This is a genomic window from Sphingopyxis sp. 550A (genome assembly GCF_053569535.1).
The window spans coordinates 48334-73226 of sequence record NZ_JBSEEH010000002.1 but is presented as its reverse complement, the minus strand read 5'-3'; the positions used below and the strand labels follow the sequence as shown (position 1 = coordinate 73226).

Genomic DNA, 24893 nt, shown 5'->3' with positions numbered 1-24893 from the left:
GTGTTACGATGGCAGTTGGTATTCCAAAGGACGAGCTGAAAGCCTATTTTGAAGAGGCTGCAAGCTGGGAACGTGACAAGCTTGCGGCGGCCGAGCGCTCCAAAAAGCTGGCGTGGGCCGTCGCTGGCGTTGCTGGCGCGCTGGCGACTGCTGGCGTTGTGGCCGTTGCAGCCCTGACGCCTCTGAAAACGGTCGAGCCATATGTTATCACGGTGGACCGTAACACGGGCGAGGCGTCGATCGCCGCCAAGCTCCACGGTGACGCGACGATCACCTATGACGAGGCGGTCCGTAAGTATTTCCTCGCTACCTATGTCCGCTATCGCGAAGGCTGGATAGCGGCCGCTCGCGAAGAATATTTCGATGCGGTCATGGTCATGTCGGCGCGGCCCGAACAGGATCGGTGGTCACGCTTCTACAAGACCGACAATCCCCAAAGCCCGCAAAACATCCTTGCGAACCGCACTGATGTTTTTGTCGAGATCAAGCGGGTGTCGTTCCTGGGCGGCAACGTCGCGCAGGTCTATTTTACCAAGGAATCTGTGACCGGCTCGAACTCGACCAAAACCGATGCCGTCGCGACCATCAAATACAAGGTCGATGGCACGCCGAGCAAGGAAGTGGACCGCTTCAAGAATCCGCTTGGCTATCAGGTCGAGAGCTATCGCGCTGACGTGGAGGTGCCCCAATGACCGTGTTGAAGTGGAGCGCCCCGTTTGCGCTCGCGATCGCGCTGGCTGCGTCGCCGGCGATGGCCGAAGAAACGCCCCATGCGACTGTGCTCGATCACCGGGTTCGTGAAGCGAACTACAATGATCGGCAAGTCTATGAGATTCCGGGCGTGTTCCGCATCGCCACGGAAATCGTCTTCGCCAAGGATGAAGTGGTCGAGCATGTGGCGCTGGGTGATACCGTGTCCTGGGAAGTCGCACCGGCTGCCAATTCGCTCTTCATCAAACCACGCGAGCGAGCGGGTCGCACGAACCTGACAGTCATTACACGTTCGCGCTATGGCCCGCGCAGCTATCGGTTCGCTCTGTCGCCAACGCAGCGGGGCAGCGGCTTCTATACGGTCGTTTTCCGCTATCCTGAACAGGAAGCGGCCGAAGCGCAGGCGCAAGCCGCAATGGCCCAGCTGGCCCAGCTGAAAGCCTTGGAACGCGGCGCGGTGAAGTCCGCGCTCGATATTGGCGTGCTGGAAGGCACGCGCAACGCCGACTACATCATGCAAGGATCGACCGCCATCCAGCCCTCCGAAGTGTCTGACAACGGACAGTTCACGGTAATGCGCTTTCCCAACCAGCGTGAGTTGCCGGCGTTCTTCATCGTCAATCCTGATGGATCGGAAGCCATCGCCTCCTTCGATGTGCGCGATGAATATGTGGTGCTGCACGGGGTTTACGGGACAATCCGACTGCGCCGGGGCCTCGAAGTGCTCTGCATCCACAATCAGAAGACTGACTATTACGGGCGCGATCCCAAAACTGACACGGCCTCGGGGCTGGTCGAGCGAACCACAGGGGTTGAGTAAGATGGCTGCGAACGATCATGACAATGCGCCGCATGGCGACAACATCATTTCGCAGGGCGAGACGGTCGAGAACCGGCCCCTTGCGTCGGAGCCGGTGCCCGATCCGGAAGACATTGAGCGGCAAAGCGAGCGCCAGGCGAAGATTGCCGCCCTGCCGAACAGGTCGATCGACCCCAAAAAGGCGGTCGTTCTCGCTGCGGTTGCCTGCGGCGCGATCGTGCTCGGTTTTAGCACCATCGACGCGATGCGGAGCGATCCAACCGAAAAGGCCGAGAAAGCGGAAAAGCCGGATGAAAGGCAACTCGCCAACTACGATCCGAAGTCAATCATAGCCCCAACGCTTGCCGATGCGCCGAATGATCCGAACGCCCCGGTGCCCATGACGGAAGTGCCGGCGCTTGATGGAAGCCAAGCGCCCCGCACGGGCGGCGCGAATGGCCGCCCCCAAAAGTCTGAGGGACAAGTCATCGCTGAGGCCCAACGCCGCGCCGGGATCATGGCCTATGGCGGCGAAAACGGCGGCGGGGTCGGTGGAGCGGTGGCAGCTGCCACCGGCCTGCCCATGGGCGGCGGCGCAGGAGGACAGGGCGCGCAGTTAATTGGTGCGTCGGCCGATGGGGATGGGCAAGGTGGATCGCGCCGGACCAATCTCGAAAACATGCGCCAGACCTCGCAAATCGATCGGGTGTCAGGCCGCGACATTGGCAACCGCGATATGCTGATCCTTGCGGGGTCGTTCATTCCGTGCGTGCTGCAAACCGCAATGGATTCCAGTCAGCCCGGATATGTCAGCTGCATCATTCCCCGCGACATTTATTCGGACAACGGCCGCGTCGTCCTGCTGGAAAAGGGAACGCGCGTCTTGGGCGAATATCAAACCGGCGTCCAGCGCGGCAAATATCGTCTCTTTGCGGTATGGAACCGCGCGGTCACGCCTCGCGGCGTGGCGATCGACGTAGGTTCGCCCGCCAGCGATGCGCTTGGCCGTTCAGGTATGGCAGGCGGCGTGAAGAACTTCTTTTGGGAACGCTTCGGGGCCGCGCTGTTGTTCAGCTCGCTCAACGATGCCGCCTCGATCGCCGCCTCGGAAGTCTCCGACGCGGATAATGTCACACGGGTTCCCAGCCAAGCATCGGACACGATTTTGCGGGACACGATGCAGATTCAGCCGGTGCTTCGCATCAATCAGGGCGCGGAAGTGGGGATCATGGTCGCGCGCGACTTCGACTTCTCCAACATCTACGGCCTTCGGCTTCGGCGCGGCCAATGAGCAATACGGCTGTCCTCGAAAACGCCTTGCTGCCGCTGCGCCCTCTGCTCGCGCGTGAGGACGTAACGGAACTGGTGATTAACAAGGCTGGCGAGGCGGCGATTGAAACGCGCGATGGGTGGTCCTGGGAGACATTGCCTGACCTCAACGAAAAGTCGCTGCTCGCGCTCGCGCGGGCAGCGGCGGCTTTCACGCATCAGGACATAAGCCAGTCCACACCAATCTGCTCCACAATCCTCCCCAGCGGTGAGCGTGTGCAGCTGGTTGTGCCGCCTGCTGTCCCTGCCGGCACGGTGTCCATCACCATCCGCAAACCGTCATCGGTGACGTTGACGATGGAGGACTTCGAGCGCGGTGGGCTGTTTAGCGAGACAAAGATCGCAACCCGGCAAGTCTCACCGCTCGATGTTGAATTGCGCGATCTGCTCGATGCAGGAAAACATGTCGAATTTTTCCAAAAGGCAGTTCAGGGCCGCAAAAATATCCTGATTTCGGGCGCTACCGGCTCGGGAAAGACGACGCTCTCTAAAGGGCTGATCCAGCTTATTCCGCCGCATGAGCGGCTGCTGACGATCGAAGACACGCGCGAATTGGTCGTTCCGCATCGCAACGTGGTCCACATGCTCTACGCGAAGGACAAGCAGGGCACCGCGAAAATCTCTGCAAAGGATCTTCTGGAATCGGCCCTGCGTATGCGGCCTGACCGGATACTGTTGCAGGAGCTGCGCGACGGCACCGCGTTCTTCTATCTCCGCAACGTCAACTCAGGCCATCCCGGCTCGATCACGACGATCCATGCGGACTCGGCCGAACTCGCGTTCGAACAGCTGACATTGCTGGTCAAGGAAAGCGAGGGCGGCGCCGATCTGGCCCGTGACGACATTCGCAGCCTGCTCAAGCTGCTGGTGGATGTGGTCGTGCAAACCAAGAAGGTCGAAGGCCGCTTTCGCGTGACGGAGATATATTTTGATCCAGAAAACAGGCTCTAACAGGCTCGCGCTGGCCCTTGTCCTCCTTCCGATCACACTGCTGCTGATCGGCCTGCTGACCGGGACGGTGGCGTGGTTCTTTCTCAAGATGCCCGCCGCGGCTTATGATCCGCTCAGGCTCCCCGGCTTCTTCTGGTATTACCGCCATGATCCTGTCGTGACCGAAGCGCTCTGGCGAGGCGCGGTCATAGGCGTGCCGCTGCCGGTGTTGCTTATGGCGATCGTCCTGCGGCCGAAAAGGAACCTTCACGGTGAAGCCCGCTTCGCGCGCGAAGGCGAAATCCGCAAGGCGGGCCTTCGCGCGAAAAAGGGCATTGTGCTCGGCCGCGTCCGCAACCGCTTCCTTATGGTGGGCAAGATGGAGCATGTATTGCTCGAAGCGCCTACCGGATCGGGCAAGGGCGTTGGCATCGTCATCCCCAATCTGTTGCAATGGCCGGATTCGGTTGTCGTGCTCGATATTAAGCGCGAGAACTATGAAATCACGGCGGGTTTCCGCCGCAAGGGCGGCCAAAAGGTTGTGCTGTTCAACCCTACGGACAGAGAAGGCCGCACAGCCCGCTACAATCCGCTTAGCTACATCAACAGGGCCGATCCAATTGAGGTCCTGGTCGAATTGCAGAAGATCGCCACGATGCTCTTCGTGCCCCCGGAGAAGGGCGAGGCATTCTGGACGGAATCAGCGCGCACGGCCTTTGTCGGCATTGCATCGTGGATCGCGGCCAAGCCTGAACGTCCCTTCTCGTTTGGCGAGATATACCGGACCATCACGATGCCGGGGATGAAGGCATTCTTCACCAAGGAAGCTGGCGATAGTGCACTATCGGAAGGGTGCCGCGCCGCGCTGAGCGATTTTACGTCCAGCGCGGACAACACATTCACCGGCATTATCCAGACCGTCACCTCCAAGCTCAATCTCTGGATCAATCCAATTGTCGATCGCGCGACGGCCGAAAGCGACTTTTCCCTGACGGACCTTCGCCGCATCCCGACCTCGATCTATCTCGGTGTCTCGCCGGATGAACTCGATAGGGTCGCGCCGCTCTACAATCTGTTTTTCCAACAGCTGATCGACCTCAACACGCGGCAACTGCCCGACGATGGTGAAAAGCTATCCGTGCTGCTCATTCTGGACGAATTTGCGCGGCTCGGCCGCGCCCAGGTCATTGCCAATGCGTTCTCCTATGTGCGCGGCTATGGGCTGCGTCTGCTCCCCGTCATCCAGTCCCGCTCCCAGCTGCGGAATGTCTATGGTGAGCATGGCGCGGACGAAATCGTATCAAACTGCGGGGTCGAAATTGCTTTCACGCCGAAGGAGCTGCGGGTCGCAAAGGAACTGTCCGAACGCCTCGGCTATCTTGGTCAGGATGCGGAAAGCCGGTCCCTGACGATACATGGATTGCTCGCCAATCGAAGCAAGACGATCTCCGAACAGCGCCGCGCGCTGATGCTCCCGCAAGAGCTGATGCAGCTGCCCGAAGACGATATACTCGTCATCCGGGGCGGCATCCCCGTCATTCGCGGGAAGAAAATCCGCTACTTCAAGGATGCCGTGTTCCGCTCGCGCTTGACGCCTGCGCCGGAAGTGCCGGCGCTGCCCAAGCCGGTCGCGCCGATCGCGGCCGTCGATGATCTGAGCGATGAAGAGCTGGCGGCTTTCAATGATTATTCCGCACTGGCCGATGACCAGGTGCAGGACATTCCCGAAGACGTTCTCGCCCTCGATCGCGATATGCCGAACCTGACAGTGAAGGACGGCAGCATGGCTTTCGATGAAATCAACTTCGACGACATTATTGGTCCCGACCCGACGAAAGAGGAGTGGGAAGGTCAGCGCCGGGATCTAGTTCTGAGTGAAGGAGAAGAATATGGCCGATAATGACAACAGCGAACGCCAAGCAAAGACGCCGCGCTCCTACGAAATTCTTGGCCCTGGGAACAGCAAGGAAACCTTTGCGAGATTCCCCGATGCCATGAAGGCATTTGCCAAGCTGGAAAACCAATATGACCACGCGCTGACGATGCAGAAAGGCGGAAAAACCGCTTATCTGGCGTCCACGGATTGGCGCAATGATGGGTCCACGCCGGTTGCGCAATATCTGACGCCGGCTGTCGAAGAGTATAATAAGGCGCTGAAACGCGGAGCGCCTGCCGACGAATTGCGCGGACACGAAAGCAGAGTGCGGGCCGACCTTAATGCGTGGCCCCGGCAAGCGAAGCGCGAAGCGGCTCCGACCGCATCGGCCGATAAATCGCTCAATATCCATGAGGGTGAGCGAGCCAGGGCGGAGAGCAAAGACGGTGCTGCGCCCGCGAAAGCTGAGGTTCCATCGAAGGCAGCGCCAAAGGATGACAAGCAAGTTGACGACACACGCTTGGCTCTGCCCACGCAGCTCGAACGCAAATATCTGCGCGTTGGGAATGATCTTTTCCGTAGCGGCCGCGATGACAAGCCCGATATGTCGATCAAGGGCCAAGACGGCATTCGCATCAACAAGGACTATGCCATTGGCGATGCTATCGCGATCGCGAAGCACAATGGCTGGCAGTCGATCCGTGTTCATGGAAGCGACGAATTCAAGAAGGCGGTCTATCTGGAAGCGGCGCGATCGGGGGTCGAAGTGAAAGGGTTCAAGCCGTCTGAACAGCTTAAACTTGAGGGAGAAAGGCTGGCGGCGCGAGATAAGGCCCGCGAAGCACAAGACCCGGCAAAGAGAGCGAGCATGGCAAAGCAAGACCCCTCAGAATCTCGTGCTGCGGCCGAACAGTTCCGGCGCAATTCGCATCGGGATAATGCGGCCAACCCGCAATTCAAGGCCGCGCAATCGCACGTCCTGGCGGCAGCGATCGAAGCGAAAACCCGGTTCACCCAAAAGGAAGACAGGGATCGCTTCATAGAGCGGGCCAAGGAAACTGTCGCCAAGCGTATTGAGGTTGGCGCGCCGGTCCCTGCTGCCCGTTTCGAGCAACAGCGCCAGAACGAGGCTACCCGCATAGCGCGCGAGGATTTGACGCTGCGCCAGCAGGAAAGGAAGCCGTCACGCTCGCGCTAAGTGCATGGCACATGCTTTTTGGAAACAGGAAACCGCACGATGAACATTCCCCGGCCTGATCCGGTGCCATCGAGAGGCGTGTCCGATCTCGATCGTCACATTGAAACCTTGCTTCGCGTGATTCATTCCAGAAACCTCGCTTGGTCTGATCTAAGCGAAGTGGGTAAACAGGTAGAACGCCCTCTGACGGACGTTGAGCAATTGCTTACAAATGTGGGCGACGACGCCCATGAAATCACCCTTGCTACCGAGACGATCATAACAGCCCTCAAGCTGCAACGTGATGCGCTCGCGATCCAAAGCTCTCGCCGTAGAGCACGCTTCGGCTCGATGCTCCTGCTCATGATCCCCGTGTTCTTCGTAGGTTTGATGATTGGCGCATCATACGGGATAGATGAAGGTCGGGCGCGGGAGCGTGAAGCCTTAAAGTATCCGATGATACCCCAGCTGTCCGTAGATCGTGGCGGGCTCAAAACTGACGGAAGGTAGAGCGGTGGCAGCTGCCACCGCTTGCGATCTCTTGATGGGCTATGGCCTCATGAGGCACGATGAAGAAATCTGACAGGGCAAAGAAACAAACCGCCAAGGTAATCGAGGCGGCTGCACGCGCCCATGAAGCTCTCGATTATTTCAACGGCAACGTCACAAATCCGTTCGATGAGTTAACATGGCCCAGTATTGCCGAAGGTTATCTTCTAGTCGCGCAGAAGGCGGTATCAGACGCCTTGGTCGCTTTGGAACGCGCAAACAGCGTTGGCTGGACCAAGCACGGCCAGTAACTATCGTCCTGGCCCTTCCCGCGAACGATCGCGGTTCCTAGATCGTTCGCTCTGCCGCTTCCGCTCCATCGCGGCTACCGATCGCTCATGAATTGTAGGCGTTCGCCCTGCCCCCACAAATTGCCGCACCTGGTCGGCAAGCTGGCGGTCAGCTGGATCGCTGCTTGCCTCAAGGCGCTTGGCGGCGGCTAGATAGCGGTGTTGCGTCTCAGTCCATGCCTGCCGCCCGCGCACCACGAAATCCGGAGCGGTGGACCGCCCCGCCAGCTGGTCTCGCGCGGCCGCAGTGATCTTCTGATTGGCAAACGGTGCAGGTGCGGTGCCGGCCATGTAGCGCTGCCGCATCCGATTCAGGGCCATGCTTTGACCAGCTCGGCCGACACCGCGCGCTGCGCGAGGCGTTGCCTCGGCAGTAACCCCCCTCGCCCGCAATTCCTCGGCAAAGCGCTCCCGGTAATGATGCAGCGTTTGAGGTCGCGGGTTGAAGCGTTTCCCCGTGTCACCGCGCGCTGCAACCGTCACATGCACGTGAGGCCGTGGTGTGTCCGTATGCAGCGCCAGGACGTAATCCCACTCATGCCCGATCTCGCTCCGCGCGACTTCGCGCACCGCTGAAAGAACCTTGTCGGGGTCTGTGCCTGCCGGCATCGAAAAAACCATGCTCACGGCGGCTACGGTAGAATTGTCACGCCAATAGACAGGATCGCCCCAATCGCGCGCCAGCGCCGCCCGATCTTCCTTGTCAGTCAGAATGTCGCCATCGCGCGTTTCAAGCGGCACATCGCCTTTTCGGCCGATATAGTCGAAATGCGCAGCCGCGTGGTTCTTGCCCTTCGGCCTGCCCGTAACCTTGACCATGACCTCCGGAGCACGGCTGACAATGCGAGCAAGCCGCGCCCGGGTGCTCCCGCCCTGGCCTGCTCGCCTCGAACTAAGCGAGCGCAGCAACATGTCGGCGCCGCGCCTGTTCGGGTCGCTGGTCAGCTTTGGTTTGAACAGCGCGGCGAGCTGGCCCGCCTCAAAGCTGCTGTCAAAGTCGCTCACCGGGCACCTCCCAATAGACAAGATCGGCCTTCGTGGCTGCACCGATACCTTCGACGGCCGCGCCGATCGCCGCGCGCAGGTCGTTGACCTTATGCAGCTCGCCGGCGATCTCCGCTGCATTGTCCGCCAGCGCCATCTTGTTCGCCGCTCGGGCGATCTGATTCACGTTGCGGCCAATGCGCTGTAACGCCTGACGGCAATTCAACAGCTCTTCGCGCAACTCGCGATCGACAGGCGCGGCAATGCCGATGTGTCGCCGCACAAGAGCCATCGCCCAGGTCGCCGGGGTCATGCGGCGCTCCTTTGCGCGATGGCGGATCACGGCCAGTTCGGTTTCGGTGGGCCGAAGATAAAGGCGGTGCTCGCCAGCGGCCTCGCGGTCGGCAACAGGCGCGGCCTCGATGGCCGCCCCGGACTGCCTGAGCACCGCGTCAACCAGCTGACGCATGAAGGGGCCGCGCCCTCCCCTCGTCTGCGCGAGCGCGTCGATCTTTGCGAGCTTGGCCGCCTCGATCTTGAAGCCCAGCGTCTTTTCCATGTGGGGTAGGTATCTCCCAACCGTGAAGCGCGATCCGATAGGATTGAGCGTATCGGTTAACATTAGCCGCCGCAAGGCTTATCCTGCCATAAAGTAGATACCTACCCCACAAACAAAAAGCGGTGGCAACTGCCACCGCTTCAAAATTCCACGCCGCCTCAATGCTGAGTGAACGTGGACGGTAAAAGCTATCAGAAGTCGAAGGTTTGGGGCGCAGCCTCGCCGTCGAACCGAACCGTGACCTGGCCGCTGAGAACAATCCCGCGACGGCCCTGAATGATGATGGCCGGTGCGTCGTTGGCCTCTTTCGGCTGACGGGGGGTGCGCGGCTTGTGATCGGAACGCTCGGCAAGCGCAGCGCCCTCCCCTTCCCGCTCGTCGTCGCCGGCATCCAGTTCGGGCCGCTCCCGACGCTCATCTGCTGCACTGGTGGCAGCTGCCACCGGCGCGCGCGATTCTTGGGGCAGCGCTGAATCGTCATTCGGTTTAGCGGCGCCGGCCTGAGCGCTCTCTTCATCGGGACCGCCTTGGAGCGTGGCAAGAAACTGCTCGCAGGCGGCGGCTGTCGGATTTTCATTCGTGACCACGAAATTGCGCGTGGCCTCCTCGTCCAGCTCGATCGCGTGTTTGATGGCGACGGCGGCGCGCGGAGAACAATTCTTCAACGCGGCAAGAATGTCCTCGGGCAAGGTGCGCAGCGAGTAGAGGCGCTTCACTTCCGAATGCGGCTTGGCGATGCGCGCGGCTAGATCCTTTGTCGAAAGCGTGTCACTGACGCGGCTCGCGATGAAACTGACGCGCTCGGCCAGACTTAGGGCTTGGCGTTGTTCGTTCTCAAGAAACTGGTCGAGGCCAATATCGCGTTCGGCGTCGGCCTGATCCAGAACGGTGTCGATCTGGTCGAAACCAAGCTGGCGGCACGCGCGGTAGCGCCGCTCGCCGTATCGGATGATGTAGCGGCCGTTCGATGTTGGCGCGACGACGATGGGTTGCAGCAAGCCGCGGTCCTTGATGGTCGCGGCCAGTGCATCAATCTCGGCCTGGTCGAACTCCCGGCGAACCTGCGCGGGGTCTGGATCAATGTCAGCGAGCGGAAGGCGCTGAAACCGCCCAGCTGCCTTGAACTCGGTATTCGCGGGGACGGCCGAAAAATCCATCGCGTCCATATCGAAGTCGGCAAAGCTCTTCTTCGCCGGTTTGACAGCTGCCTTGCTCATGCGGCTTCCCTCTCAGCTTGATCGACAATGTAGGAGACGACTTCGCGCAGGACCGGCGCGCTGCGGCGCGTATCCTTGGCAAGTCGCCACACGGGAATTTCGAGAAGGGCCGCCTCGCGCATATGCTCGCGGTGCGGGATGGTATGCGGGACAACATTGGCGGGTAGCGCCTGCCCGATCCGCTCCATGAGCATTTTAGACACTTCACTCGTCGTCTGCACACGATTGAACACGATCCCGAAGCGGGTTTCGTTGCCCTCCCCCCGAACCTTATTGGCAAGGCTGATGCTTTGCGAAATCTCGTTGAGCGATTGCCGTGCGGTTTTGTCGGGGTCTAAAGGCACCGCGACATAATCGGATGCGATCAGCGCCATAAGGTTGCGGCCATCCCAAGCCGGGGCCGTGTCGATCACGCAATAGTCGTAGTGCTTGGCAAGGCCGGCACGAATGGCGCGAACATAGGCGGCGATGTGCTGGCCCTGCTGCGGGCCGTCAGTCGTCAGTTCGACCACTTGCCTCGTGTTCTTGAAGCAAGCCAGCGCCGGAGGTTCCTCGACGGGGGCGAAGTCGAGTATCGACTGAACCGGCCCGATCTGCTCGAACTCGGCTTTCAGCATTCCGGCACTGTGGCATTGCTTGTCCAGGTCAAGGACCACGACACGCTTGCCCTGCTCGGCCAGATGCCACGCGATATGACAGGTAAGCGTGGTCTTGCCGATGCCACCGCGCTCATTAGTCACTACGATTGTTCGCATTGAGAATCCCTTCAATGGCTGCGCCACGGGCTACTTGTGCCAGCGGTTATGGGCGGCGCTATTTCCCGATCCGAAGCGATACTGCGACTGCATATACCATGGGTTCGGATCGTCATTCAGGTGAAGGCCCTTGCGCTTGCGACGCGGGCTGGTTGGTTCGGTCGGTGGATCTTTGCCGAAGATAGCCGCCAGCACGAAAGCTGCGACCACGGCCACGCCCCACCAGCCAAAGGCAGCGTGGGCCAGCGTGGCGACAATAAGAGCCACGATCAGCATGAGCGCGCCAGCTGCGATCAGCAGGATAAGCCACGCCAAAAGCATAGCCGTCCGTAGCGCGCTTGCTGCACGCCGGAGTTTGCTGACGATCTGACGGCGCATAGTGACCTCCTAAGCTGTGCGGCTCTCGCCTCGATCGGAGCCGATCAGCTTAGGGAAAGGCTGCTCCCTAAAGATGTTCGGCACTTGAGTTCGCAGTGCGTGGGACATTCGGAGCGCCGTTATCAAAGTGGCGTCCTGCCTGCCGTTCTCGATGGCGGCGACTGTTTCAGGTGAGACGTGAATCCTCGCCGCCAGCTCGGATTGCGTAAGTCCGGCAGCGATGCGCAAGCTCGCTACACGATTGAACAGTTTGGCCGCCACAAATGCCTCGCAAAATTAAACCCTATTATCGTTAGGGTCTATGAGAGGCATTGTCCACAAAAAAGGGCGGCCGCTAGGCCGCCCGTCTTATGGGGAAAGGGAGGGGGCTTAATCAGCCCCGCCCCTCGTCAGGATGCCCAGCCCCTCAGCGATCAGGTCCACCGAGTAGCGGGTTTCGCCATTGCTCTCGTAGCTGTTCTGGCGGACCCGTCCGGTGATGTGAACGAGGTCGCCCTTGCCCAGATCAGCGGCGCGCTCTGCCAGCTGGCGGAAGAACGTCACACGGTTCCAGTGCGTATCGGTCTTCCATTCATCGCCATCCTTGCGGTTGTAGTTCGCGGCGACGGAAACGTGGGTGACTTTATCGGTCGTATCGACACTGCCAACGCGGCCGATGATCCGAAATTCAGCGATGTTCTGCATGGTAGTCTCCTTTGGATAAGCGTTGCTGACGGATTTTTTGCGGCGGAGCTGAGCCACGCGGGCAAGCTGAAAATGGGAGGGTCCGCTTGCGGAAACCCAAGGCCGAAGGCCGGTTTTCTGCTTGCCCGCATTAGTGGCGATGCGCAGTTCGTATCCGTCAGACAGCAACGCCCAAAGGAAACCGCCCGAGTAGATGCAGCAATTTGGACTGGCGGTGGTGGCAGCTGCCACCGGCCATTGGCGCCCATAGGTCGCTGCGCTCGATCGGCATGGGGGCGATTGGAAAACCCTGTCGCGGCTCCGCCGCTCTTTCCCTGGCTGGCAGTCCGTTGACGCGGGCAGGGGACTGCCGGTGGCAGCTGCCACCGGCGCGAAGCCGAACAGAAAGGGCAATCAGCGTTTCCGCTCACGGTGATTTCGCTGAGGGCTGGGTTCTTGCACCTGGGCGGCGCGATGCGCCGCCCATACTCGCTTGACTGTGCTGCGGTCGCAATCGGCCAGCTCTGCCGTTTTGGCAATGCTCTTGCCCGCCTCGCGCAATGCCACAATGCGGGCGTGCGTTGCCCGATCGCCTTTGCGCCCTCCGCTGCGACCTGCGGCTTTTGCCAAGGCGATACCCTGGCGCTGTCGCTCGCGGCGATCGGTGTAATCGTCGTGGGCCATCTGTAAGGCGATCTTCAAGAGCATCGCCTGAACAGATTCGAGCACGATGCGGGCGATGCCATCGGCATCGGCCGCGAGGTCGGACAGGTCCACGACGCCGGGAATGGCAAGTCGCGCGCCTCGCGCACGAATTGTCTCAACCAGCTGCTCAGCCTCGGTCAAGGGGAGACGACTTATCCGGTCGATCTTCTCCGCGATCACTACTTCGCCGGGTTGAAGATCGGCAATCATTCGCAAAAGCTCGGGGCGGTCGGCGCGGGCACCCGATGCCTTCTCTCGATAGACCGCCGCGACATAGTAGCCTGCGGCCTTTGCTTCGCCCACGATCGCGTCTTGGCGACGCAAATCCTGCGCGTCGGTGCTGACGCGCAGATAGACGCGGGCAATCTGTGGGGCAGGGGAAGGAACGTTCTCAGTCAGCAAGGTCAGGCCCCTCGGGCGGCGATGAGCGAAGCTTGGCAATGCCTGCGTCCGCTTGTGCGATTTCAATTCCGCACTGGCGCGCTCTTGCGCGCAATCGCTCAAGCTCAGAATTGCGGGGGAGAAACATGCGAATGACCCGGTTCCGTCCTTCTAGCGCGATTATGCGCTGCGCAAGATAAGCCGCCTCATCATTCAAGGCCTGGTGCTGTTCCTCCGCCTTGCGTAGCTGGCGCTCCCACGCTCGCTTTCGAGCTTTCGCGCGCCGCCTTTCATCGCGGTGTCGAGCATCAATCCTTTTTTGGTCCTGCTCTCTGGCCGCTGCTTCGGCCGCGCTAGCGGCAACTTCCTCTTCCCGCGCCCTATCAGCATTTCGCTTCGCAATGAGCGCATCGAGCACGGCCGCGTCCGTGCCGAGATTGTTCATCACCCATCGCATCCGTCTGTAGGCCTTTGCTTCGATCTGTCCGATCGAACCAGGCGAAAGCCCCACCACACTTGCCACTGTTCGCTGCGTTTGCGCTTCCCCCTCGGGACCACCAATCCTTAGGCGCACAATTTGCTCTTCTCGCGGTTCGAGAGTTGCTAGCAGTTTGTCCATAATGTGAGGATCGTTGATCCGCTCGATCGCGCTGCCGCCGAGGCTATCAGCCGAAGCCGTTGCGCTATGGTTCGCCGTCTTGGCAAGCTTCGCATTAAACAGCGCGATCGGTGACTGCATGTTCATTATCCCATGTTCCAGCACGAACATGGCGCACAATCTATACCATCTGCGCTAGGCGCGAAAGCCATGGCGCAAATAGCTTCTAGAGCAACCCTATTGCGCCATGCTGCCCGTGCCGACATTCTGCGCCTAGCCAGAAGGACGCGAACACGATGCCAACCATATACCTGAAACGAACATCGCCGTTGATGGCCCAGCTAGGGGCCAACATCGCTCGCGAACTAAAGAAACTAGGCATAACTCAAGGGGAGTTGTCCGAACGCTCGGGCGTTGCGGCGTCACATATTTCATACATGGTGCGCGGACATGGTAATCCAACGCTTGCTACCTTGGAGAGCCTTGCCGATGTTTTCGGATTATCGGTTGTCGAATTATTGGCAGCGGATAGCACTTCCCGCGATAAGTCCTGAAAGGCAGTCGCTTAATTTGATCGGAACAATCTATGTCCAGTAACCCGCCCCGCGAATTTGACCGACTGCTACAAGATGCGCCGCTGGTGCGGGCAATGGGGGGAGCACTCTCGATGTTTGCCACGCTGCTTGCGCGCCAAGGCATTGTCGAGGCGAGCGAGGTTGCAAACTTGCTGGGTATCTATGCGGTCGCCACAAGCGAAGTCGATAATGAAGAGGGCATGATCTTGGGATGCTGGGCAGCTATGATCCGCGACGTGGCGGAGCAACAGCGCACAGCTACTCGCAAATAACCCCGGCGCGCACGGCGCTAAGGGGCCGGTCACGGCCCTTGGCGGCGGGCGTCAGCGCGCCGCCTTGGCGGCGAGGTCGCGCAGGCCGTAGCCGTCGGTCTTGTTGCGGGCGGCGTCCGCCACCTGGCGGACGATGTGCACCATGAAGCTGCGCCGGTTGGTGCGGCTGATGCACGAGAATCCGGCCTGCAAGGCGATTGCCTGCACCTCGTCCACGGGGCGTTTGTCCAGGACGCGGTAGGCGTCGCCGAGCTTGCCGCTGCGGGTGGCTTCGACCAGGGCACGGGCTGCCGTCTCGGTGTCGTTGCTCATGGCGTGGCTCCTGTCTCGGATTGCGGGTGCGGTGGCCGGTTCCCCGGCCACCGCTGCGGGCCGCTAGGCGGCTGCGGCTAGTCAGCACGGCCACGGTGACTCCACCTGCGGGGGTCGTGGATCCTAACCCCGGCAACAACAGCTCAACGGCACGCCTGGTGGTGGTGCAGCAGAATGATGGAGCTGGTTGTAATGCAGGGAATGAAGGGGTGAGCTGTGCGGAGCATGCTACGCGGCCGCCGGCCGGAGCTGCGAACAAGGAACCCGACGCCGGCGCAACGCCGGGGTCGCGATAGGCGAACCAGGCCGCCCCGAGGGGCGGCTTCGCTTAAGCGCTTAAGTCGTGCCGGGTCGGGGCGGATCGCGTCCCTCGCAAACTAGTCCGCGCAGACGGCGACCCGGCTCATTGTCATCGGGCCTCCACCGAATCCCGGCGTCGCGCGATTGACCCAGCGAACCTTCTTGCAGCTCGTCTTGCCGGTGCGCGTTGTCGCCCTCGGACGGGCGTCGGCCGGGGCTGCGCCAGCCTGCTCGTCCAGCCATCGGTTCGCTGCGGCGGGGCCGTCCCGCAGCATCCTGCGACGATACTCGGCCTTGTTTCTAGAGAAGGCGGCTTGCCGCTCGGCCTGCGAAACCTGCCGTGACGGCGTGGTACGCGGAGGCGCCTTGGACCTTCTCTCGCCAGGCCTGTCCGTCACCATGTCCTGTTGGTGACGACGCAGTGTTTCGTCTCGAACCGAGTCGAGATGCGTGCCTAGGTAATCCTGCGCTGCTACGGGGCCAGTGGTGGCAAGTAATGCCAGGACTAGAGCGATGTTCCGCATTGAATTCTCCTGCGTGTTTCGGAAGCCACGGCGCGAAGTGCTGTGCCTTACTGCCATCGTCCGCCCTCGGTTTCAACGAACGTCTCCGGCAAGTGAAAGGCTTGCAGGGCGACGGTCAGGGCGTCTTGGACGTCCGACCATTCGACGCCATCGGGGCCGTCAAGATAGGCGCGGATCAGCAGGCGGCACGCCTGCGCGGCCTTGGACGGGTCGGGCTTGATGGTGAGCGGACTGCGACGCTCGGCGAGTGATGCGGTCACTGTCGTTCTCCTGTCTTGGGGTAGCCGTGAGCCGCTTCGATCTTCTGGGCCAGCTCGGCCAGGTGTTCGGAATCAAGTAGATCCTCGGCGCTAAGATCGGCCGCGAAAAACTCGCTTCCGCTGGGTGGCGCGCGATCGACGGCGAAAGCGGTCAGATAGGGCCGCGCCTCGTCCGTGGCGATCCAGCGCCAGAAAGCATTGCCCTGGCCGAATAAACCGCTCTCGAACATATCGAGCCGTGCTTGTGCGAAGTCGGTCAATTTGCGTCTCCTGACAATCAGGCGGTTCGGCAAAAAAAGGGAGGCCGAAGCCTCCCTTTGTCTTACTGGAACAGTTTGATGAAAGCGGGCGCGAGGCCGATGACTGCGAGGACGAAACCGACGCTGCCGATGACCCAAGTTTGTGCCGTCAGCTTGCTTTCGATTCCCTTGTTCGCCTCCTGAACCTTCACGGCGATATACTCCTCAATAGCCTCTACAACTTCCGCTGCGGCGTCGTCGGACAGATTAGCCGCTTTCAGTGCTCTAAACAATTTGATGTGCATCCGGTTCTCCTTCTCGTTGGTGACGGGAGACACCCGGCATGGGCACCGGCGCCGGCTGTCAGGGACCGCGAAGCGGCCGCGTTAGCGGGCGGTGGGGGAGCCGATTTGCGCAGCAAATTGGGGGGACCGCCGATCCTTGAAAGCTGGCGCGCACCCATGCCAAAATGCCACGACACACAGAGAGAAGAGATTGCGCGGGGCGGGGTTCGATGCCCCGCCCCGCGCTCTGCATGGCACCGAGATCATCGGTTTCGCCCAGCGGGCGAAAGGGGGCGGGGTTAGCCCGCCCCTCCGGCGTCAGCCGGATTGGCCGCGCTTCGCCTTGGCCGCCAGCACGACCGCGACGACTTGCGGATAGACGCATTCGCCGCGCTCGATGTTGCGGATGCCGGGGCCGTCGAGCACGTCCTTTATACGGTCCTCGATGATCTGGCCCAGCTCGGCCGCAACCGCCTCGATGTCAGCACTCGTCTTGCCGATAAACATCGGGTCTTTCGGCCACATGCTTTCCGCGTCGAAATGATCCTTATCGTTCAACGCGGTCGCCAGCGCCTCGATCGCAGCATTTCCAAGCGCACGCTCGAAAGCCAGCTGAGCGAACAGACGATGAGACATAACAACCTCCTTGTTGCCGGAATTGGCAAGGCCAAGGGGAGGGCAGCGCCGGGTCGGGTCAGGGACCGCGAAGCGGCCGCGCTAGCGGGCGGTGGGGGAGCCGATTTGCGCAGCAAATTGGGGGAACCGCCGATCCTTGATGCGGCCTGGTGCAGCCCTCATGCTAGGAAGACACTGACGGGGGGATTTAACAAACTAACGCCCGCCCATCGAGCGGACCTTCACCCTGCGCCGTCTCGCGCCCGAACGATCGCGCTGTATTCCAGCAGCGTTTGCCGGACATTCTCATCATCCACCACATTGAGCGCATGGCCGGTGGCCGATGCCTGATCCGTCCGCATTTCGAGCCAAGCGATCCGCGCCGCGTTCGGCGCTACGCAACCATGCTCGAGCGCGATCTGCTCACTGTAACCGGCGATAACGTCGTTGATGGCCTCAAGGGCCGCCTCATAGGCGATGGCCTGATCTTGGGTCCACAAGGGCGCTGTCGGTGAGAGGGCAGTCACCTTGCCATATAGAGAGGGCAACTGGTCTCCCGGCAAGCGCAAACTACGCCATTTGCGCTTGCCGAGAGTGGGCGGCCCTACCGGGGGGCTTGGGCCGTTGCTGGGCCTATAATCCTCAAACTCACAACGCCAAATGGCGTTGGATAGATTGAAAGGGCGGCGCGACAAACAGATGCCCCCTCGAAGCGCATCGTGCGAAGTTGCGCATGGACCGCGACAATTCTCGCTCTCAGTTGTCGCTCAACCAAGCGAGCTGCTGACCGATTCCAAGCCCCTCCATCGGAACCGATGCGCGCCGTTCGATCTGCGGCCAAAGGGGATCGCGATAGTTGCGGCCTGCGAGAACGATCAGCGGCGCGGCGGCGTCGATCTGCTCGGCCATTGCTTCGATCACGCGCGCGCCCCAAAGGCGGCGCGCGCCTGCCTTCATCGCGCCTAGCGTTTCGTCATAGGGCGCGATGACGGTTTCCGGGGCGATCAGGCCATGCTTTGCTGACAGGATGAACCATGCGCCGCCCTGTCGTTCGACATAGGCACGGGCCTTCTGGAACCATGGCGATGCGTAAAGATCGCGCGCCGGGGCGGGGCGGTCCAGCTTCGCAGCAACGCAAGCGACAAGGAAAACCGGAGACGGGGACGGGGGAGGGTCGATGACAGACGGCGGCGCTGCCTCAAGATCGGCAATGACGGTGCAGCGGCCCCATTTCTGCAATTGGCGCTGCCATCCTTTCGGCGGTCCTTGGCGCTCGGCAACGTGGCTAAGGGTCGGTCCACCGAACAAGTCGGGTTGCTCCCCGATGCGCTGCACCGGGGGAACGTAGCGAGGTTCGCGGATGCAATGGCGGGCCATGCTCGATCCCCTCAAAAGGCGAAAGCGGTCTGGCCGCTCGCCTCGGTAAAGCTGGCGCTATCGCCTGCCGCGTAACGGTCGCGGCCCATGGGGGACCATTGCAGATGCCCGGAACGGTCATAGGAAAACCAACCATCCTCGATCCCGATGATGAAAGACCATGCCTTATCCTCGGCGCAAGGTCCGTGAAGATTGATCGGCCAATGCTCGGCCCCGCGTTCCTGCTGGCAGGGCGACGGCGCGGAAAAGCTGCGAAGCAACGCGGCGCGGTCGGTCGGCTCGGTAGCTCCCATTTCCCGCATGATCTGGCGGGCCTCGACGGTGCTGATGTGGCCGCTCGCCTTCCTGTCGGCGTGGTCCGAATAGCGAAGGCCATAGACAACGGCATTGAAGATATTGCGCGGCTCGGTGAACTCCTGCGTGGCGAGCAATTCGCGCCATTTCCCGGCGCTGATAAGGTCCACCGCATGATGCCAGAGCGAATGAACGCGGTTGCTGTAGCCGTGGCGGTTCGTCACGCCATCGCGGGCGATCTCGATCCCAAGCGCACGCTCGACGTGTTGCACGAAAGGATGGGCGGCAAGCAAAGGATGGCGAAGGCCGATCTTGCGCGGCTCGTCCTGCTCTGCGCGGATGACCTCGATGGGGAACTGAAACAGGCGCGACGGCAGATTCCACGGCGCGGAAAGGGGAAAGTCGCGGGGCACATCAAGCGCCCCGTTAATGTCCAGCACAAAGCCGTTTGGCGCGAAGCCTGCGGCAATGATCTGGTCGCCCAGCTGGTCGGCCTGCGCGGTGCGTATCGCGGCGGCGGCGCTCATGCGCTCAACTCCGCATAGGTGGCGCTGCACTCGTAGCGGATCGCATCGCCATCCCACATAGGACCGCAAACGCCCTTGAATTTCGGTGCGCCCTGCAACTCAGGCCGCTGGCTCGGATTGCTGTCGTAACCGCTGCATTGAAGCCCCTCGACCGCTGCCCGGCTGACGATGGTTTCAAAGGTCGCGCCCTCGATCTCGATCCGGTCAAAGTCCTGCTCGGTCTGGCGGTAGATACGGATTTTCATGGGCTTTCCCTTCCTAATTGAGCCGAAGGCGATGACGGGTCATCGACTTCTGCCGAAAGCGGGCGACGCTGGGCCGGGGAATGCCGCAAACGGGGCCGATCAGGGGGGAGGGGGATCACCCGCCCTGCACGGAGCGCAGCGAAGGAAGGGCGGGGAAACCCGCCTGGTCGCCAAGCGGAGCCGCGCAGCGGCGGAGACGGTCTAGCCCTTGCGGCAGGGGGCAGGAACAGGCCCCAAACGCGACAAATCAGCGCGGCGGCTTGCCGCCTCAATCTGCGCCAGGACAGGCGGTGGCAGCTGCCACCGCCTGCACCGATCAACCCGGCTTGCGGATCGCAAGCAAAACAGTGTTCACGTTGGTTCCGGCGTGGGCGAAAGAACCGGGGGGAAGGTCGATCCATTTGCGACCGTGGAAATAGATCGCCTCGCAACCAGCGATCATGCGGTGTAGCGCCTTGTGGCGCTGATCCTCGCCATACTCTGCCCGCGCGCTCATGATTGCCACCAGCACGCCTCCCGGTTTGAGAAAGGCGAGGGCATGGCGCACATGGTCACAGTCGCGGCCTCGATCAAAAGGCGGGTTCATTATCACCGCGTCGAACGGTGCGTAATGGGCCGGGTCCAATGCGAGAAAATCGCCCTCGATCGCATCGGCAAAGCCGTGGATTACGCGTAGTTCGTGGGCGAAGCCGGGTTGCAGCTCCACGCAAGTTACATCGGCACCAGCGTTGCGCGCGGCCGAAGCAAGCGCGGCCTTTCCCGCGCTAGGCTCTAGAACGCGCTGGCCTGTGCTGATCCTCGCATGTTCGATGACCTGGGCGGCGATCTCCGGGGAAGTCATGAACGCGCCGAAGTTCTTAGCGGGCGTGATATGATAGGCCGGGGCCGCTTCTGCCTCGGTCGTCTCATAGCCATCACCGATAGCCTCGCCGTAATATTCCGCGAGCAACAGATTCACGCTCTGCAGAAGGTCGTCACGCTCGAACCATATGTGCAGATTCCCATTCTTGAAGACGCGAACGCGGAAATAGTCGCCCTCGATCACGGTTGGCAGCGATCCGCGCACGCGTGCCGAATCGGCAACCTGTGAGGCGATGCTGTGGCCCTCTGAAACCGGGGGCTTTTCGTCCAGTTCCAGAAAGACGCGCTCCACGTCCCGCAACGTGTCGCGGCGCTCGTAGCGGTCCCATGATCCCCATTCGTTCAAGGCGCGGTCGATGATGAGACGCGCGCCGATCTTGAAACCGTTGTGCGAGCGAAAGCGGCGATCCAGCTTGGCGAAGACGTTGGCGATGCCGCGCAAATAAAGGTCGCGCCGGTTGGTCCAGATATTCCCGAAAGTGGCGGCGCAGTTGTCGGGCGTGAACGGCACGGGATCATCGCGCAAGCCGTCATGAAACTCCTTGCGGGCCTGCTGATCTAGCAGCTGGTCAAAACCCAGCTGCTCCATGAGGGCCGCCCAGCACCGGCGGTCCATCGTGTGCGTCAAGACGCGCTCGAAATTGTCGCGTGCGTCGATGGTCTTGCGCGCTCCCGTCTCCTTGTCGCGCTGGTCGATAGGCTGCGACTGGATAAAAGCGCGGGTCAACGTGTCCTCGGTCCAGTCGCGGCCACATGACAGCGACAGTGCGCCGCCAAGGGTCAGGCGGGCCGCCTCGTCGCGGGTTGCATGGTAGGTGTCATAGAGGCTGAGCCAAAGGGCTATGGCCTTGTCTCGGCCGTCGCAAATATCCGCGATCTGCGCGGGCGTCATAAGCTCCTGGCCCATGTTCACGCCCCCCCGACAATAAGAGCACCAAAGCCGAAGCCCTCGGCGGCGTCCTCGATGGTGGTCACAAGGCCGTCAAAATCTTCCTCCGGCCCTAGTAGGTCGGCAATCTCGATGACAGCGGGAAGGTCAGCGCCATGATTTTCGGCAAGGTCTTTGATGTAGCCAAAGCGGTCGAAATTGCCCTCTTCCTCATAGCGAGTGAGCGGGATGGTGCGGGCGGCGTTGATCCGAAGAATTGTGGCCAGCGGAATGTCGGTCATGTGCTGTTTTCCCTGCCTAGAATGGAGCCGAAGGCGATGACGGGTCATCGACTTCTGCCCAGCGGCGAGCAGGGCCGGGGAATGCCGCAAATCAGGGCCGATCAGGGGGGAGGGGAATCACCCGTCCTGCACGGAGCGAAGCGAAGGAAGGGCGGGGAAACCCGCCTGATCGCCAAGCGAGGCCGCATAGCGGCCGAGACGGTCCAGCCCTTGCGGCAGGGGGCAGGAACAGGCCCCGAAGTCGAACAGCGGGCGCGGCGGCATTGCCGCCTCAATCTAGGAAAAGCGCCCGCCAGGTCATAGCATAGCGGCGACCTAGCGGGCGCTGCGGCATGTCGCCGGCGACATGCCCAACGGATAGCGCCGGAAGCATCCGAGTAATCGGATCCTCCGTCAGTTTAATTGCCCGAGCGGTTGCGCGACACGTCCGCATAAGGTTTGCGGCGGCACTGGCTGCACCGAAGCCGCGCGATGAGTTCGTATATGCGGGTATCGAAAGAAATGCGGCGTGAGCGGGCGAAGTCGCCCAGCGGGGCGACGACGCGGCGACCGCAAGCGCACTGGATGCGCAGATAGCAGCCTTGCCGATACCAGATAGGATCAATGGGCTTGGGGCGGTTGTAGTTCGCGGCCATTGGGCGCTTATGCGCCAAACGGAACAGGAGGGGAACGCGCCGCGCGCACGCCGGCTATTGGATTGGCAAGGGAAAAGGGCTATATAGGCAATGCTTCGTGTGCTGATTCATTTCACGCACCTACCTGAACCCGCCGTGCTGTCACACGGCGGGTTCAAACTTTTAGGGCGGGCGGCCCTGTCAGACCACCCGCCCCGCTGGATCAGCCCTTATCGGACTTCCCCAGCTTCACAATTGCAATCACGAGCGCGACGGCTGCGATCGTCAATTGAGCTGCTTCATATGCTGTCAAATCACATCACCTCCTTTGAGCGAGAGGATTTGCGAAAGGCCGCTGTCACAGTCCTTCGCCCTCGCTCGATGAAGGCTATACAACGGATTGACGACAATGCGCGCGAAACGCTCTTCACATTTTCGTGAAGCCATTGGATGATCGCCGGCGACCGTTGATGAAAAGGGGAAGCTATGGGCCTCGTATCGCAGGTTAGCGCCGATGACCGGGAAAGCGCATGGCGAATAGTCCGTCATCGCGAAATCATGGAACGACTGATTCCGCTTTGGGCCGTGCTCGGCGTTGCGCTGGTGTTGATGGGCGTGGACCTGGGCGGGCGTCTGCTGTGGACGCTGCCGATGATCGGATATGTCTTTGGGGTGATGGCGGTCGATCATGGCCCTGATTACCGCGCCGCGAATTATTGGGTGCCGGTCCTGGGAAGCCAAGCGGCGGCGCTGCTGCCTCTCATCACCAAATTCTAGATCTCTCTGGAGCGGTGGCAGCTGCCACCGCTCCACGCGCGTCAAGCTCTGCCCTCGAAGCGGGCGATCAGCTGCTCCGCTACGGAAGCAATTTCGGCGGGGTCGGCGGTTTGAGTGCAATCGCCGCCTACAACAGCGCCGAGCGTGCCGCCGTCCAGTTGGACAACGTGGACACGCCACACGTCGCGCCGGAGTTCGTATTGATCGGGAAGCGGCCTCTGCATGATTTCATGAAACACTAGGTCAACCCATTGGCGCGCGTCCGGATCGGAAGACGCATCGGCGTAGTCGGCGCGGCTCGCCATGACGCTGTATCGGTCGCCTAGCATGAATTGGCGTTCGCGCGCGCGCCGGTCCTGCTCGATCCGCGTTACGCGATCTTTTTCCGCCCGCTTCATCGCCTGTTTCATCCGAACATCGTCGGCGCTGCGCGTCAGCGCCGCCATGATGTTGGGGACGCGCGCGGGCATATAATGCCCCGCGCGCTCGGCCGCCTCGATCACAAATTGCAAATCGCTGATCTCGGTAGGCGAGAGGGTGACGCGAACGGCGCTCGCCGTGTTGCTGATTTTCATGGCTGCGGCTCCGGCTCTTCTTTCGCCTTGTAGGCGGCAAGGCCGATCCATGATCCGTTGTCGCCGCGAAACTGGCGCACAACATCGCCGCCGTCCCAATGGCCGGTGAAGATGCCGCGCCGGTTGATGCCGCCGACGGGGCGCGTGCGCGCCGCCAGAAGGCGGGCGCGGCGCGTGTCTCGATCTAGGTGGCGCATGGGTTGCATGGTCAATCCTTCCTATTCGCTGGCGGTGTCGAGGTTTGTGCCGATCTCGTCGGCGTCGAAGTCTTCAAGGGCTGAAATCGCGCTTTCCAGTTCGGAAACTGCGGCGTCCATCGCCTGCGCACGTTCGCTGTCCTCAAGGCTGGGTGGTAGATTCTCGCGGGCGGCCTGTTCGTCATCCTTGACGGTTTCAAGCATGTCGCGCGCCTCATCCAACAGGGCTTTGCCCTTGTCGATCAGCACGCGGGCGGCGGCGATCTGCTTGCGGCGTTCGCGGTTCATGCCTCTGCCCTCACGTCGCCGCTGTCGATCTGGAATCCTGCGCGGGCCAGCTCGTCACAAAGGGCGTGCTGCCTCTCTTCGCGGGTGCCGCTGGTGGCGATATAGCTGCATCGCCCCCAATGGAACGCGAAGCCTGCACGTTTCAGGCATCCGCGAAACCGCTGGTGGGTGCGGTCGCTCCAATCCAGTGTGCCCGCATAGTTGCGGAAAGCGGCGACGGCGCAGACGGAACCATAATTCTCATCACGCCAGCTAAGCTCGATAACCGGGGGCGATTTGGTCATGATGGCCTCCCTCAATATTCACTGGTTAGGAGAATGGTGAGCACGCGGGTTGTGGCATCGGGATTCCACGGTTCGGCGCTGCCAAATTCAAGATCGCGGTCGTAATAGTCGAACTTCCACATGACCGAGAGGGCTGGGCGCGTGCTGTCGTCAGTCCAGCGGGTATGCCATTGGCCGATCACATCACGATAAAGGAAACCGGCGTCATGCTCGCCGTGCGGGTCGTTGTCGGGTGTGAAATCCTCAAAGCCCTCGATCATCTTGAGAATGTCGGACTGCGTGTTCTCGTCCAGCGCCGCGATGCCTTGCGTAATCACGGTGCGACAAGTCACACCCATCGTTCGCCGCGCAATGTCGTTCAGCGCCGCGATGGTGGCGATCTGGTCAGTTGTCGCTTCCATT

General features: G+C 61.3%; 36 protein-coding genes. 11 read left to right on the top strand and 25 right to left on the bottom strand.

Features of this window, described 5'->3' with window-relative positions:
- Nucleotides 1-8 precede the first annotated feature (8 nt).
- From ACVENA_RS23075 to ACVENA_RS23040, 8 genes are read left to right on the top strand one after another with little or no spacing between them, the layout of a single operon-like run.
- Nucleotides 9-692, top strand: coding sequence for a virB8 family protein (locus tag ACVENA_RS23075; RefSeq protein WP_059153599.1), 684 nt, complete (start codon nucleotides 9-11; stop codon nucleotides 690-692).
- Nucleotides 689-1531, top strand: coding sequence for a TrbG/VirB9 family P-type conjugative transfer protein (locus tag ACVENA_RS23070; protein ID WP_059153600.1), 843 nt, complete (start codon nucleotides 689-691; stop codon nucleotides 1529-1531). The genes ACVENA_RS23075 and ACVENA_RS23070 overlap by 4 nt, the downstream gene beginning before the upstream one ends.
- Before the next feature lies 1 nt (nucleotide 1532).
- The gene (gene virB10, locus ACVENA_RS23065; protein WP_059153601.1) at nucleotides 1533-2801 is read left to right on the top strand and encodes a type IV secretion system protein VirB10; all 1269 of its coding nucleotides are present in this window, start codon (nucleotides 1533-1535) and stop codon (nucleotides 2799-2801) included.
- Nucleotides 2798-3790, top strand: a complete 993-nt coding sequence (virB11, locus tag ACVENA_RS23060) for a P-type DNA transfer ATPase VirB11 (RefSeq protein WP_011627746.1) — start codon at nucleotides 2798-2800, stop codon at nucleotides 3788-3790. Before virB10 ends, virB11 begins: the two co-directional genes overlap by 4 nt.
- On the top strand, nucleotides 3768-5669 hold the full coding sequence (locus ACVENA_RS23055) for a type IV secretory system conjugative DNA transfer family protein (protein WP_059153602.1): 1902 nt from the start codon (nucleotides 3768-3770) through the stop codon (nucleotides 5667-5669). The genes virB11 and ACVENA_RS23055 overlap by 23 nt, the downstream gene beginning before the upstream one ends.
- Nucleotides 5659-6843: an LPD7 domain-containing protein gene (locus ACVENA_RS23050; protein ID WP_020819804.1), complete on the top strand. Its 1185-nt coding sequence runs from the start codon at nucleotides 5659-5661 to the stop codon at nucleotides 6841-6843. Before ACVENA_RS23055 ends, ACVENA_RS23050 begins: the two co-directional genes overlap by 11 nt.
- A gap of 39 nt (nucleotides 6844-6882) precedes the next feature.
- The gene (locus tag ACVENA_RS23045) at nucleotides 6883-7332 is read left to right on the top strand and encodes a hypothetical protein (RefSeq protein WP_021245547.1); all 450 of its coding nucleotides are present in this window, start codon (nucleotides 6883-6885) and stop codon (nucleotides 7330-7332) included.
- A 59-nt stretch (nucleotides 7333-7391) separates the two neighbouring features.
- Complete coding sequence (locus ACVENA_RS23040; protein ID WP_020819802.1) at nucleotides 7392-7622, top strand: hypothetical protein; 231 nt, start codon at nucleotides 7392-7394, stop codon at nucleotides 7620-7622.
- Here the strand turns inward: ACVENA_RS23040 and ACVENA_RS23035 are convergent, their stop codons facing one another.
- The 9 genes from ACVENA_RS23035 to ACVENA_RS22995 form a co-directional block, all read right to left on the bottom strand.
- Nucleotides 7623-8666, bottom strand: coding sequence for a relaxase/mobilization nuclease domain-containing protein (locus tag ACVENA_RS23035; protein WP_021245546.1), 1044 nt, complete (start codon nucleotides 8664-8666; stop codon nucleotides 7623-7625).
- Nucleotides 8653-9204 (bottom strand): plasmid mobilization relaxosome protein MobC, encoded by a 552-nt coding sequence (gene mobC / locus ACVENA_RS23030; protein WP_021245545.1) that lies wholly within the window; start codon nucleotides 9202-9204, stop codon nucleotides 8653-8655. Before mobC ends, ACVENA_RS23035 begins: the two co-directional genes overlap by 14 nt.
- Before the next feature lie 191 nt (nucleotides 9205-9395).
- On the bottom strand, nucleotides 9396-10421 hold the full coding sequence (locus tag ACVENA_RS23025; protein ID WP_059153603.1) for a ParB/RepB/Spo0J family partition protein: 1026 nt from the start codon (nucleotides 10419-10421) through the stop codon (nucleotides 9396-9398).
- The gene (locus ACVENA_RS23020; RefSeq protein WP_197524567.1) at nucleotides 10418-11176 is read right to left on the bottom strand and encodes a ParA family protein; all 759 of its coding nucleotides are present in this window, start codon (nucleotides 11174-11176) and stop codon (nucleotides 10418-10420) included. The genes ACVENA_RS23025 and ACVENA_RS23020 overlap by 4 nt, the downstream gene beginning before the upstream one ends.
- A 30-nt stretch (nucleotides 11177-11206) precedes the next feature.
- A complete protein-coding gene (locus tag ACVENA_RS23015) occupies nucleotides 11207-11554 on the bottom strand; it encodes a hypothetical protein (RefSeq protein ID WP_228168057.1) in 348 nt (115 codons plus the stop codon).
- Nucleotides 11555-11563: 9 nt separating this feature from the next.
- Complete coding sequence (locus ACVENA_RS23010; RefSeq protein WP_059153604.1) at nucleotides 11564-11815, bottom strand: helix-turn-helix transcriptional regulator; 252 nt, start codon at nucleotides 11813-11815, stop codon at nucleotides 11564-11566.
- A 108-nt stretch (nucleotides 11816-11923) separates the two neighbouring features.
- Entirely contained in the window at nucleotides 11924-12238 is a 315-nt protein-coding gene (locus ACVENA_RS23005) for a single-stranded DNA-binding protein (protein WP_030540874.1), read from the bottom strand.
- Between the two features lie 393 nt (nucleotides 12239-12631).
- The gene (locus ACVENA_RS23000; protein WP_030540873.1) at nucleotides 12632-13324 is read right to left on the bottom strand and encodes a recombinase family protein; all 693 of its coding nucleotides are present in this window, start codon (nucleotides 13322-13324) and stop codon (nucleotides 12632-12634) included.
- Nucleotides 13314-14072 (bottom strand): sigma factor-like helix-turn-helix DNA-binding protein, encoded by a 759-nt coding sequence (locus ACVENA_RS22995; protein WP_051768229.1) that lies wholly within the window; start codon nucleotides 14070-14072, stop codon nucleotides 13314-13316. The genes ACVENA_RS23000 and ACVENA_RS22995 overlap by 11 nt, the downstream gene beginning before the upstream one ends.
- Before the next feature lie 161 nt (nucleotides 14073-14233).
- On the opposite strand from ACVENA_RS22995, the gene ACVENA_RS22990 reads away from it, so the two are divergent.
- Both ACVENA_RS22990 and ACVENA_RS22985 read left to right on the top strand, forming a co-directional pair.
- The gene (locus ACVENA_RS22990; RefSeq protein ID WP_228223105.1) at nucleotides 14234-14455 is read left to right on the top strand and encodes a helix-turn-helix domain-containing protein; all 222 of its coding nucleotides are present in this window, start codon (nucleotides 14234-14236) and stop codon (nucleotides 14453-14455) included.
- A gap of 113 nt (nucleotides 14456-14568) precedes the next feature.
- Nucleotides 14569-14748, top strand: coding sequence for a hypothetical protein (locus tag ACVENA_RS22985; protein ID WP_008827848.1), 180 nt, complete (start codon nucleotides 14569-14571; stop codon nucleotides 14746-14748).
- Between the two features lie 51 nt (nucleotides 14749-14799).
- Here ACVENA_RS22985 and ACVENA_RS22980 read toward each other — a convergent pair whose 3' ends face one another.
- The 11 genes from ACVENA_RS22980 to ACVENA_RS22930 form a co-directional block, all read right to left on the bottom strand.
- Complete coding sequence (locus ACVENA_RS22980; RefSeq protein ID WP_030540871.1) at nucleotides 14800-15060, bottom strand: hypothetical protein; 261 nt, start codon at nucleotides 15058-15060, stop codon at nucleotides 14800-14802.
- 871 nt (nucleotides 15061-15931) lie between these two features.
- Nucleotides 15932-16144, bottom strand: coding sequence for a hypothetical protein (locus ACVENA_RS22975; protein ID WP_059153606.1), 213 nt, complete (start codon nucleotides 16142-16144; stop codon nucleotides 15932-15934).
- Nucleotides 16141-16404, bottom strand: a complete 264-nt coding sequence (locus tag ACVENA_RS22970; RefSeq protein WP_037471423.1) for a hypothetical protein — start codon at nucleotides 16402-16404, stop codon at nucleotides 16141-16143. The genes ACVENA_RS22975 and ACVENA_RS22970 overlap by 4 nt, the downstream gene beginning before the upstream one ends.
- A gap of 62 nt (nucleotides 16405-16466) precedes the next feature.
- Nucleotides 16467-16688, bottom strand: coding sequence for a hypothetical protein (locus ACVENA_RS22965; RefSeq protein ID WP_004213291.1), 222 nt, complete (start codon nucleotides 16686-16688; stop codon nucleotides 16467-16469).
- A 297-nt stretch (nucleotides 16689-16985) separates the two neighbouring features.
- Nucleotides 16986-17303: a hypothetical protein gene (locus ACVENA_RS22960; protein ID WP_006953908.1), complete on the bottom strand. Its 318-nt coding sequence runs from the start codon at nucleotides 17301-17303 to the stop codon at nucleotides 16986-16988.
- Nucleotides 17304-17524: 221 nt separating this feature from the next.
- On the bottom strand, nucleotides 17525-17782 hold the full coding sequence (locus ACVENA_RS22955; RefSeq protein ID WP_008831892.1) for a hypothetical protein: 258 nt from the start codon (nucleotides 17780-17782) through the stop codon (nucleotides 17525-17527).
- Nucleotides 17783-18038: 256 nt separating this feature from the next.
- Nucleotides 18039-18659: a DUF6884 domain-containing protein gene (locus ACVENA_RS22950; protein ID WP_030541642.1), complete on the bottom strand. Its 621-nt coding sequence runs from the start codon at nucleotides 18657-18659 to the stop codon at nucleotides 18039-18041.
- Between the two features lie 11 nt (nucleotides 18660-18670).
- Nucleotides 18671-19480 (bottom strand): hypothetical protein, encoded by an 810-nt coding sequence (locus ACVENA_RS22945; protein ID WP_008831890.1) that lies wholly within the window; start codon nucleotides 19478-19480, stop codon nucleotides 18671-18673.
- Nucleotides 19477-19725 carry a hypothetical protein gene (locus ACVENA_RS22940; RefSeq protein ID WP_030541643.1) on the bottom strand — a complete coding sequence of 83 codons (249 nt, stop codon included), beginning with the start codon at nucleotides 19723-19725 and terminating at the stop codon, nucleotides 19477-19479. The genes ACVENA_RS22945 and ACVENA_RS22940 overlap by 4 nt, the downstream gene beginning before the upstream one ends.
- Nucleotides 19726-20041: 316 nt before the next feature.
- On the bottom strand, nucleotides 20042-21478 hold the full coding sequence (locus ACVENA_RS22935) for a DUF4942 domain-containing protein (protein ID WP_008831824.1): 1437 nt from the start codon (nucleotides 21476-21478) through the stop codon (nucleotides 20042-20044).
- Between the two features lie 17 nt (nucleotides 21479-21495).
- Nucleotides 21496-21756 carry a hypothetical protein gene (locus tag ACVENA_RS22930; RefSeq protein WP_008831823.1) on the bottom strand — a complete coding sequence of 87 codons (261 nt, stop codon included), beginning with the start codon at nucleotides 21754-21756 and terminating at the stop codon, nucleotides 21496-21498.
- 1100 nt (nucleotides 21757-22856) lie between these two features.
- Between ACVENA_RS22930 and ACVENA_RS22925 the strand changes: the two genes are divergently transcribed.
- Nucleotides 22857-23147, top strand: a complete 291-nt coding sequence (locus ACVENA_RS22925; protein WP_008831821.1) for a hypothetical protein — start codon at nucleotides 22857-22859, stop codon at nucleotides 23145-23147.
- 41 nt (nucleotides 23148-23188) lie between these two features.
- Here ACVENA_RS22925 and ACVENA_RS22920 read toward each other — a convergent pair whose 3' ends face one another.
- Genes ACVENA_RS22920 through ACVENA_RS22900 form a run of 5 tightly spaced genes read right to left on the bottom strand, consistent with a single transcriptional unit; the run spans nucleotide 23189 to nucleotide 24892 of the window.
- A complete protein-coding gene (locus ACVENA_RS22920) occupies nucleotides 23189-23722 on the bottom strand; it encodes a hypothetical protein (protein ID WP_037520606.1) in 534 nt (177 codons plus the stop codon).
- Nucleotides 23719-23928: a hypothetical protein gene (locus tag ACVENA_RS22915; protein WP_004213310.1), complete on the bottom strand. Its 210-nt coding sequence runs from the start codon at nucleotides 23926-23928 to the stop codon at nucleotides 23719-23721. The genes ACVENA_RS22920 and ACVENA_RS22915 overlap by 4 nt, the downstream gene beginning before the upstream one ends.
- 12 nt (nucleotides 23929-23940) lie before the next feature.
- Nucleotides 23941-24207 carry a hypothetical protein gene (locus ACVENA_RS22910; protein WP_008831641.1) on the bottom strand — a complete coding sequence of 89 codons (267 nt, stop codon included), beginning with the start codon at nucleotides 24205-24207 and terminating at the stop codon, nucleotides 23941-23943.
- The gene (locus ACVENA_RS22905; RefSeq protein ID WP_030541545.1) at nucleotides 24204-24491 is read right to left on the bottom strand and encodes a hypothetical protein; all 288 of its coding nucleotides are present in this window, start codon (nucleotides 24489-24491) and stop codon (nucleotides 24204-24206) included. Before ACVENA_RS22905 ends, ACVENA_RS22910 begins: the two co-directional genes overlap by 4 nt.
- 11 nt (nucleotides 24492-24502) lie before the next feature.
- Nucleotides 24503-24892 (bottom strand): DUF3768 domain-containing protein, encoded by a 390-nt coding sequence (locus ACVENA_RS22900; protein WP_008831643.1) that lies wholly within the window; start codon nucleotides 24890-24892, stop codon nucleotides 24503-24505.
- Nucleotide 24893 lies beyond the last annotated feature (1 nt).

What these genes read in the sequence shown, in the direction of transcription:
- ACVENA_RS23075 (WP_059153599.1), top strand. Translation starts at nt 9, where the DNA reads ATGGCAGTTGGTATTCCAAAGGACGAGCTGAAAGCCTATTTTGAAGAG.
- ACVENA_RS23070 (WP_059153600.1), top strand. Translation starts at nt 689, where the DNA reads ATGACCGTGTTGAAGTGGAGCGCCCCGTTTGCGCTCGCGATCGCGCTG.
- virB10 (WP_059153601.1), top strand. Translation starts at nt 1,533, where the DNA reads ATGGCTGCGAACGATCATGACAATGCGCCGCATGGCGACAACATCATT.
- virB11 (WP_011627746.1), top strand. Translation starts at nt 2,798, where the DNA reads ATGAGCAATACGGCTGTCCTCGAAAACGCCTTGCTGCCGCTGCGCCCT.
- ACVENA_RS23050 (WP_020819804.1), top strand. Translation starts at nt 5,659, where the DNA reads ATGGCCGATAATGACAACAGCGAACGCCAAGCAAAGACGCCGCGCTCC.
- ACVENA_RS23045 (WP_021245547.1), top strand. Translation starts at nt 6,883, where the DNA reads ATGAACATTCCCCGGCCTGATCCGGTGCCATCGAGAGGCGTGTCCGAT.
- ACVENA_RS23040 (WP_020819802.1), top strand. Translation starts at nt 7,392, where the DNA reads ATGAAGAAATCTGACAGGGCAAAGAAACAAACCGCCAAGGTAATCGAG.
- mobC (WP_021245545.1), bottom strand. Translation starts at nt 9,204, where the DNA reads ATGGAAAAGACGCTGGGCTTCAAGATCGAGGCGGCCAAGCTCGCAAAG.
- ACVENA_RS23025 (WP_059153603.1), bottom strand. Translation starts at nt 10,421, where the DNA reads ATGAGCAAGGCAGCTGTCAAACCGGCGAAGAAGAGCTTTGCCGACTTC.
- ACVENA_RS23020 (WP_197524567.1), bottom strand. Translation starts at nt 11,176, where the DNA reads ATGCGAACAATCGTAGTGACTAATGAGCGCGGTGGCATCGGCAAGACC.
- ACVENA_RS23015 (WP_228168057.1), bottom strand. Translation starts at nt 11,554, where the DNA reads ATGCGCCGTCAGATCGTCAGCAAACTCCGGCGTGCAGCAAGCGCGCTA.
- ACVENA_RS23005 (WP_030540874.1), bottom strand. Translation starts at nt 12,238, where the DNA reads ATGCAGAACATCGCTGAATTTCGGATCATCGGCCGCGTTGGCAGTGTC.
- ACVENA_RS22995 (WP_051768229.1), bottom strand. Translation starts at nt 14,072, where the DNA reads ATGTTCGTGCTGGAACATGGGATAATGAACATGCAGTCACCGATCGCG.
- ACVENA_RS22990 (WP_228223105.1), top strand. Translation starts at nt 14,234, where the DNA reads ATGGCCCAGCTAGGGGCCAACATCGCTCGCGAACTAAAGAAACTAGGC.
- ACVENA_RS22985 (WP_008827848.1), top strand. Translation starts at nt 14,569, where the DNA reads ATGTTTGCCACGCTGCTTGCGCGCCAAGGCATTGTCGAGGCGAGCGAG.
- ACVENA_RS22980 (WP_030540871.1), bottom strand. Translation starts at nt 15,060, where the DNA reads ATGAGCAACGACACCGAGACGGCAGCCCGTGCCCTGGTCGAAGCCACC.
- ACVENA_RS22965 (WP_004213291.1), bottom strand. Translation starts at nt 16,688, where the DNA reads ATGCACATCAAATTGTTTAGAGCACTGAAAGCGGCTAATCTGTCCGAC.
- ACVENA_RS22960 (WP_006953908.1), bottom strand. Translation starts at nt 17,303, where the DNA reads ATGTCTCATCGTCTGTTCGCTCAGCTGGCTTTCGAGCGTGCGCTTGGA.
- ACVENA_RS22950 (WP_030541642.1), bottom strand. Translation starts at nt 18,659, where the DNA reads ATGGCCCGCCATTGCATCCGCGAACCTCGCTACGTTCCCCCGGTGCAG.
- ACVENA_RS22945 (WP_008831890.1), bottom strand. Translation starts at nt 19,480, where the DNA reads ATGAGCGCCGCCGCCGCGATACGCACCGCGCAGGCCGACCAGCTGGGC.
- ACVENA_RS22940 (WP_030541643.1), bottom strand. Translation starts at nt 19,725, where the DNA reads ATGAAAATCCGTATCTACCGCCAGACCGAGCAGGACTTTGACCGGATC.
- ACVENA_RS22935 (WP_008831824.1), bottom strand. Translation starts at nt 21,478, where the DNA reads ATGACGCCCGCGCAGATCGCGGATATTTGCGACGGCCGAGACAAGGCC.
- ACVENA_RS22930 (WP_008831823.1), bottom strand. Translation starts at nt 21,756, where the DNA reads ATGACCGACATTCCGCTGGCCACAATTCTTCGGATCAACGCCGCCCGC.
- ACVENA_RS22925 (WP_008831821.1), top strand. Translation starts at nt 22,857, where the DNA reads ATGGGCCTCGTATCGCAGGTTAGCGCCGATGACCGGGAAAGCGCATGG.
- ACVENA_RS22920 (WP_037520606.1), bottom strand. Translation starts at nt 23,722, where the DNA reads ATGAAAATCAGCAACACGGCGAGCGCCGTTCGCGTCACCCTCTCGCCT.
- ACVENA_RS22915 (WP_004213310.1), bottom strand. Translation starts at nt 23,928, where the DNA reads ATGCAACCCATGCGCCACCTAGATCGAGACACGCGCCGCGCCCGCCTT.
- ACVENA_RS22910 (WP_008831641.1), bottom strand. Translation starts at nt 24,207, where the DNA reads ATGAACCGCGAACGCCGCAAGCAGATCGCCGCCGCCCGCGTGCTGATC.
- ACVENA_RS22905 (WP_030541545.1), bottom strand. Translation starts at nt 24,491, where the DNA reads ATGACCAAATCGCCCCCGGTTATCGAGCTTAGCTGGCGTGATGAGAAT.
- ACVENA_RS22900 (WP_008831643.1), bottom strand. Translation starts at nt 24,892, where the DNA reads ATGGAAGCGACAACTGACCAGATCGCCACCATCGCGGCGCTGAACGAC.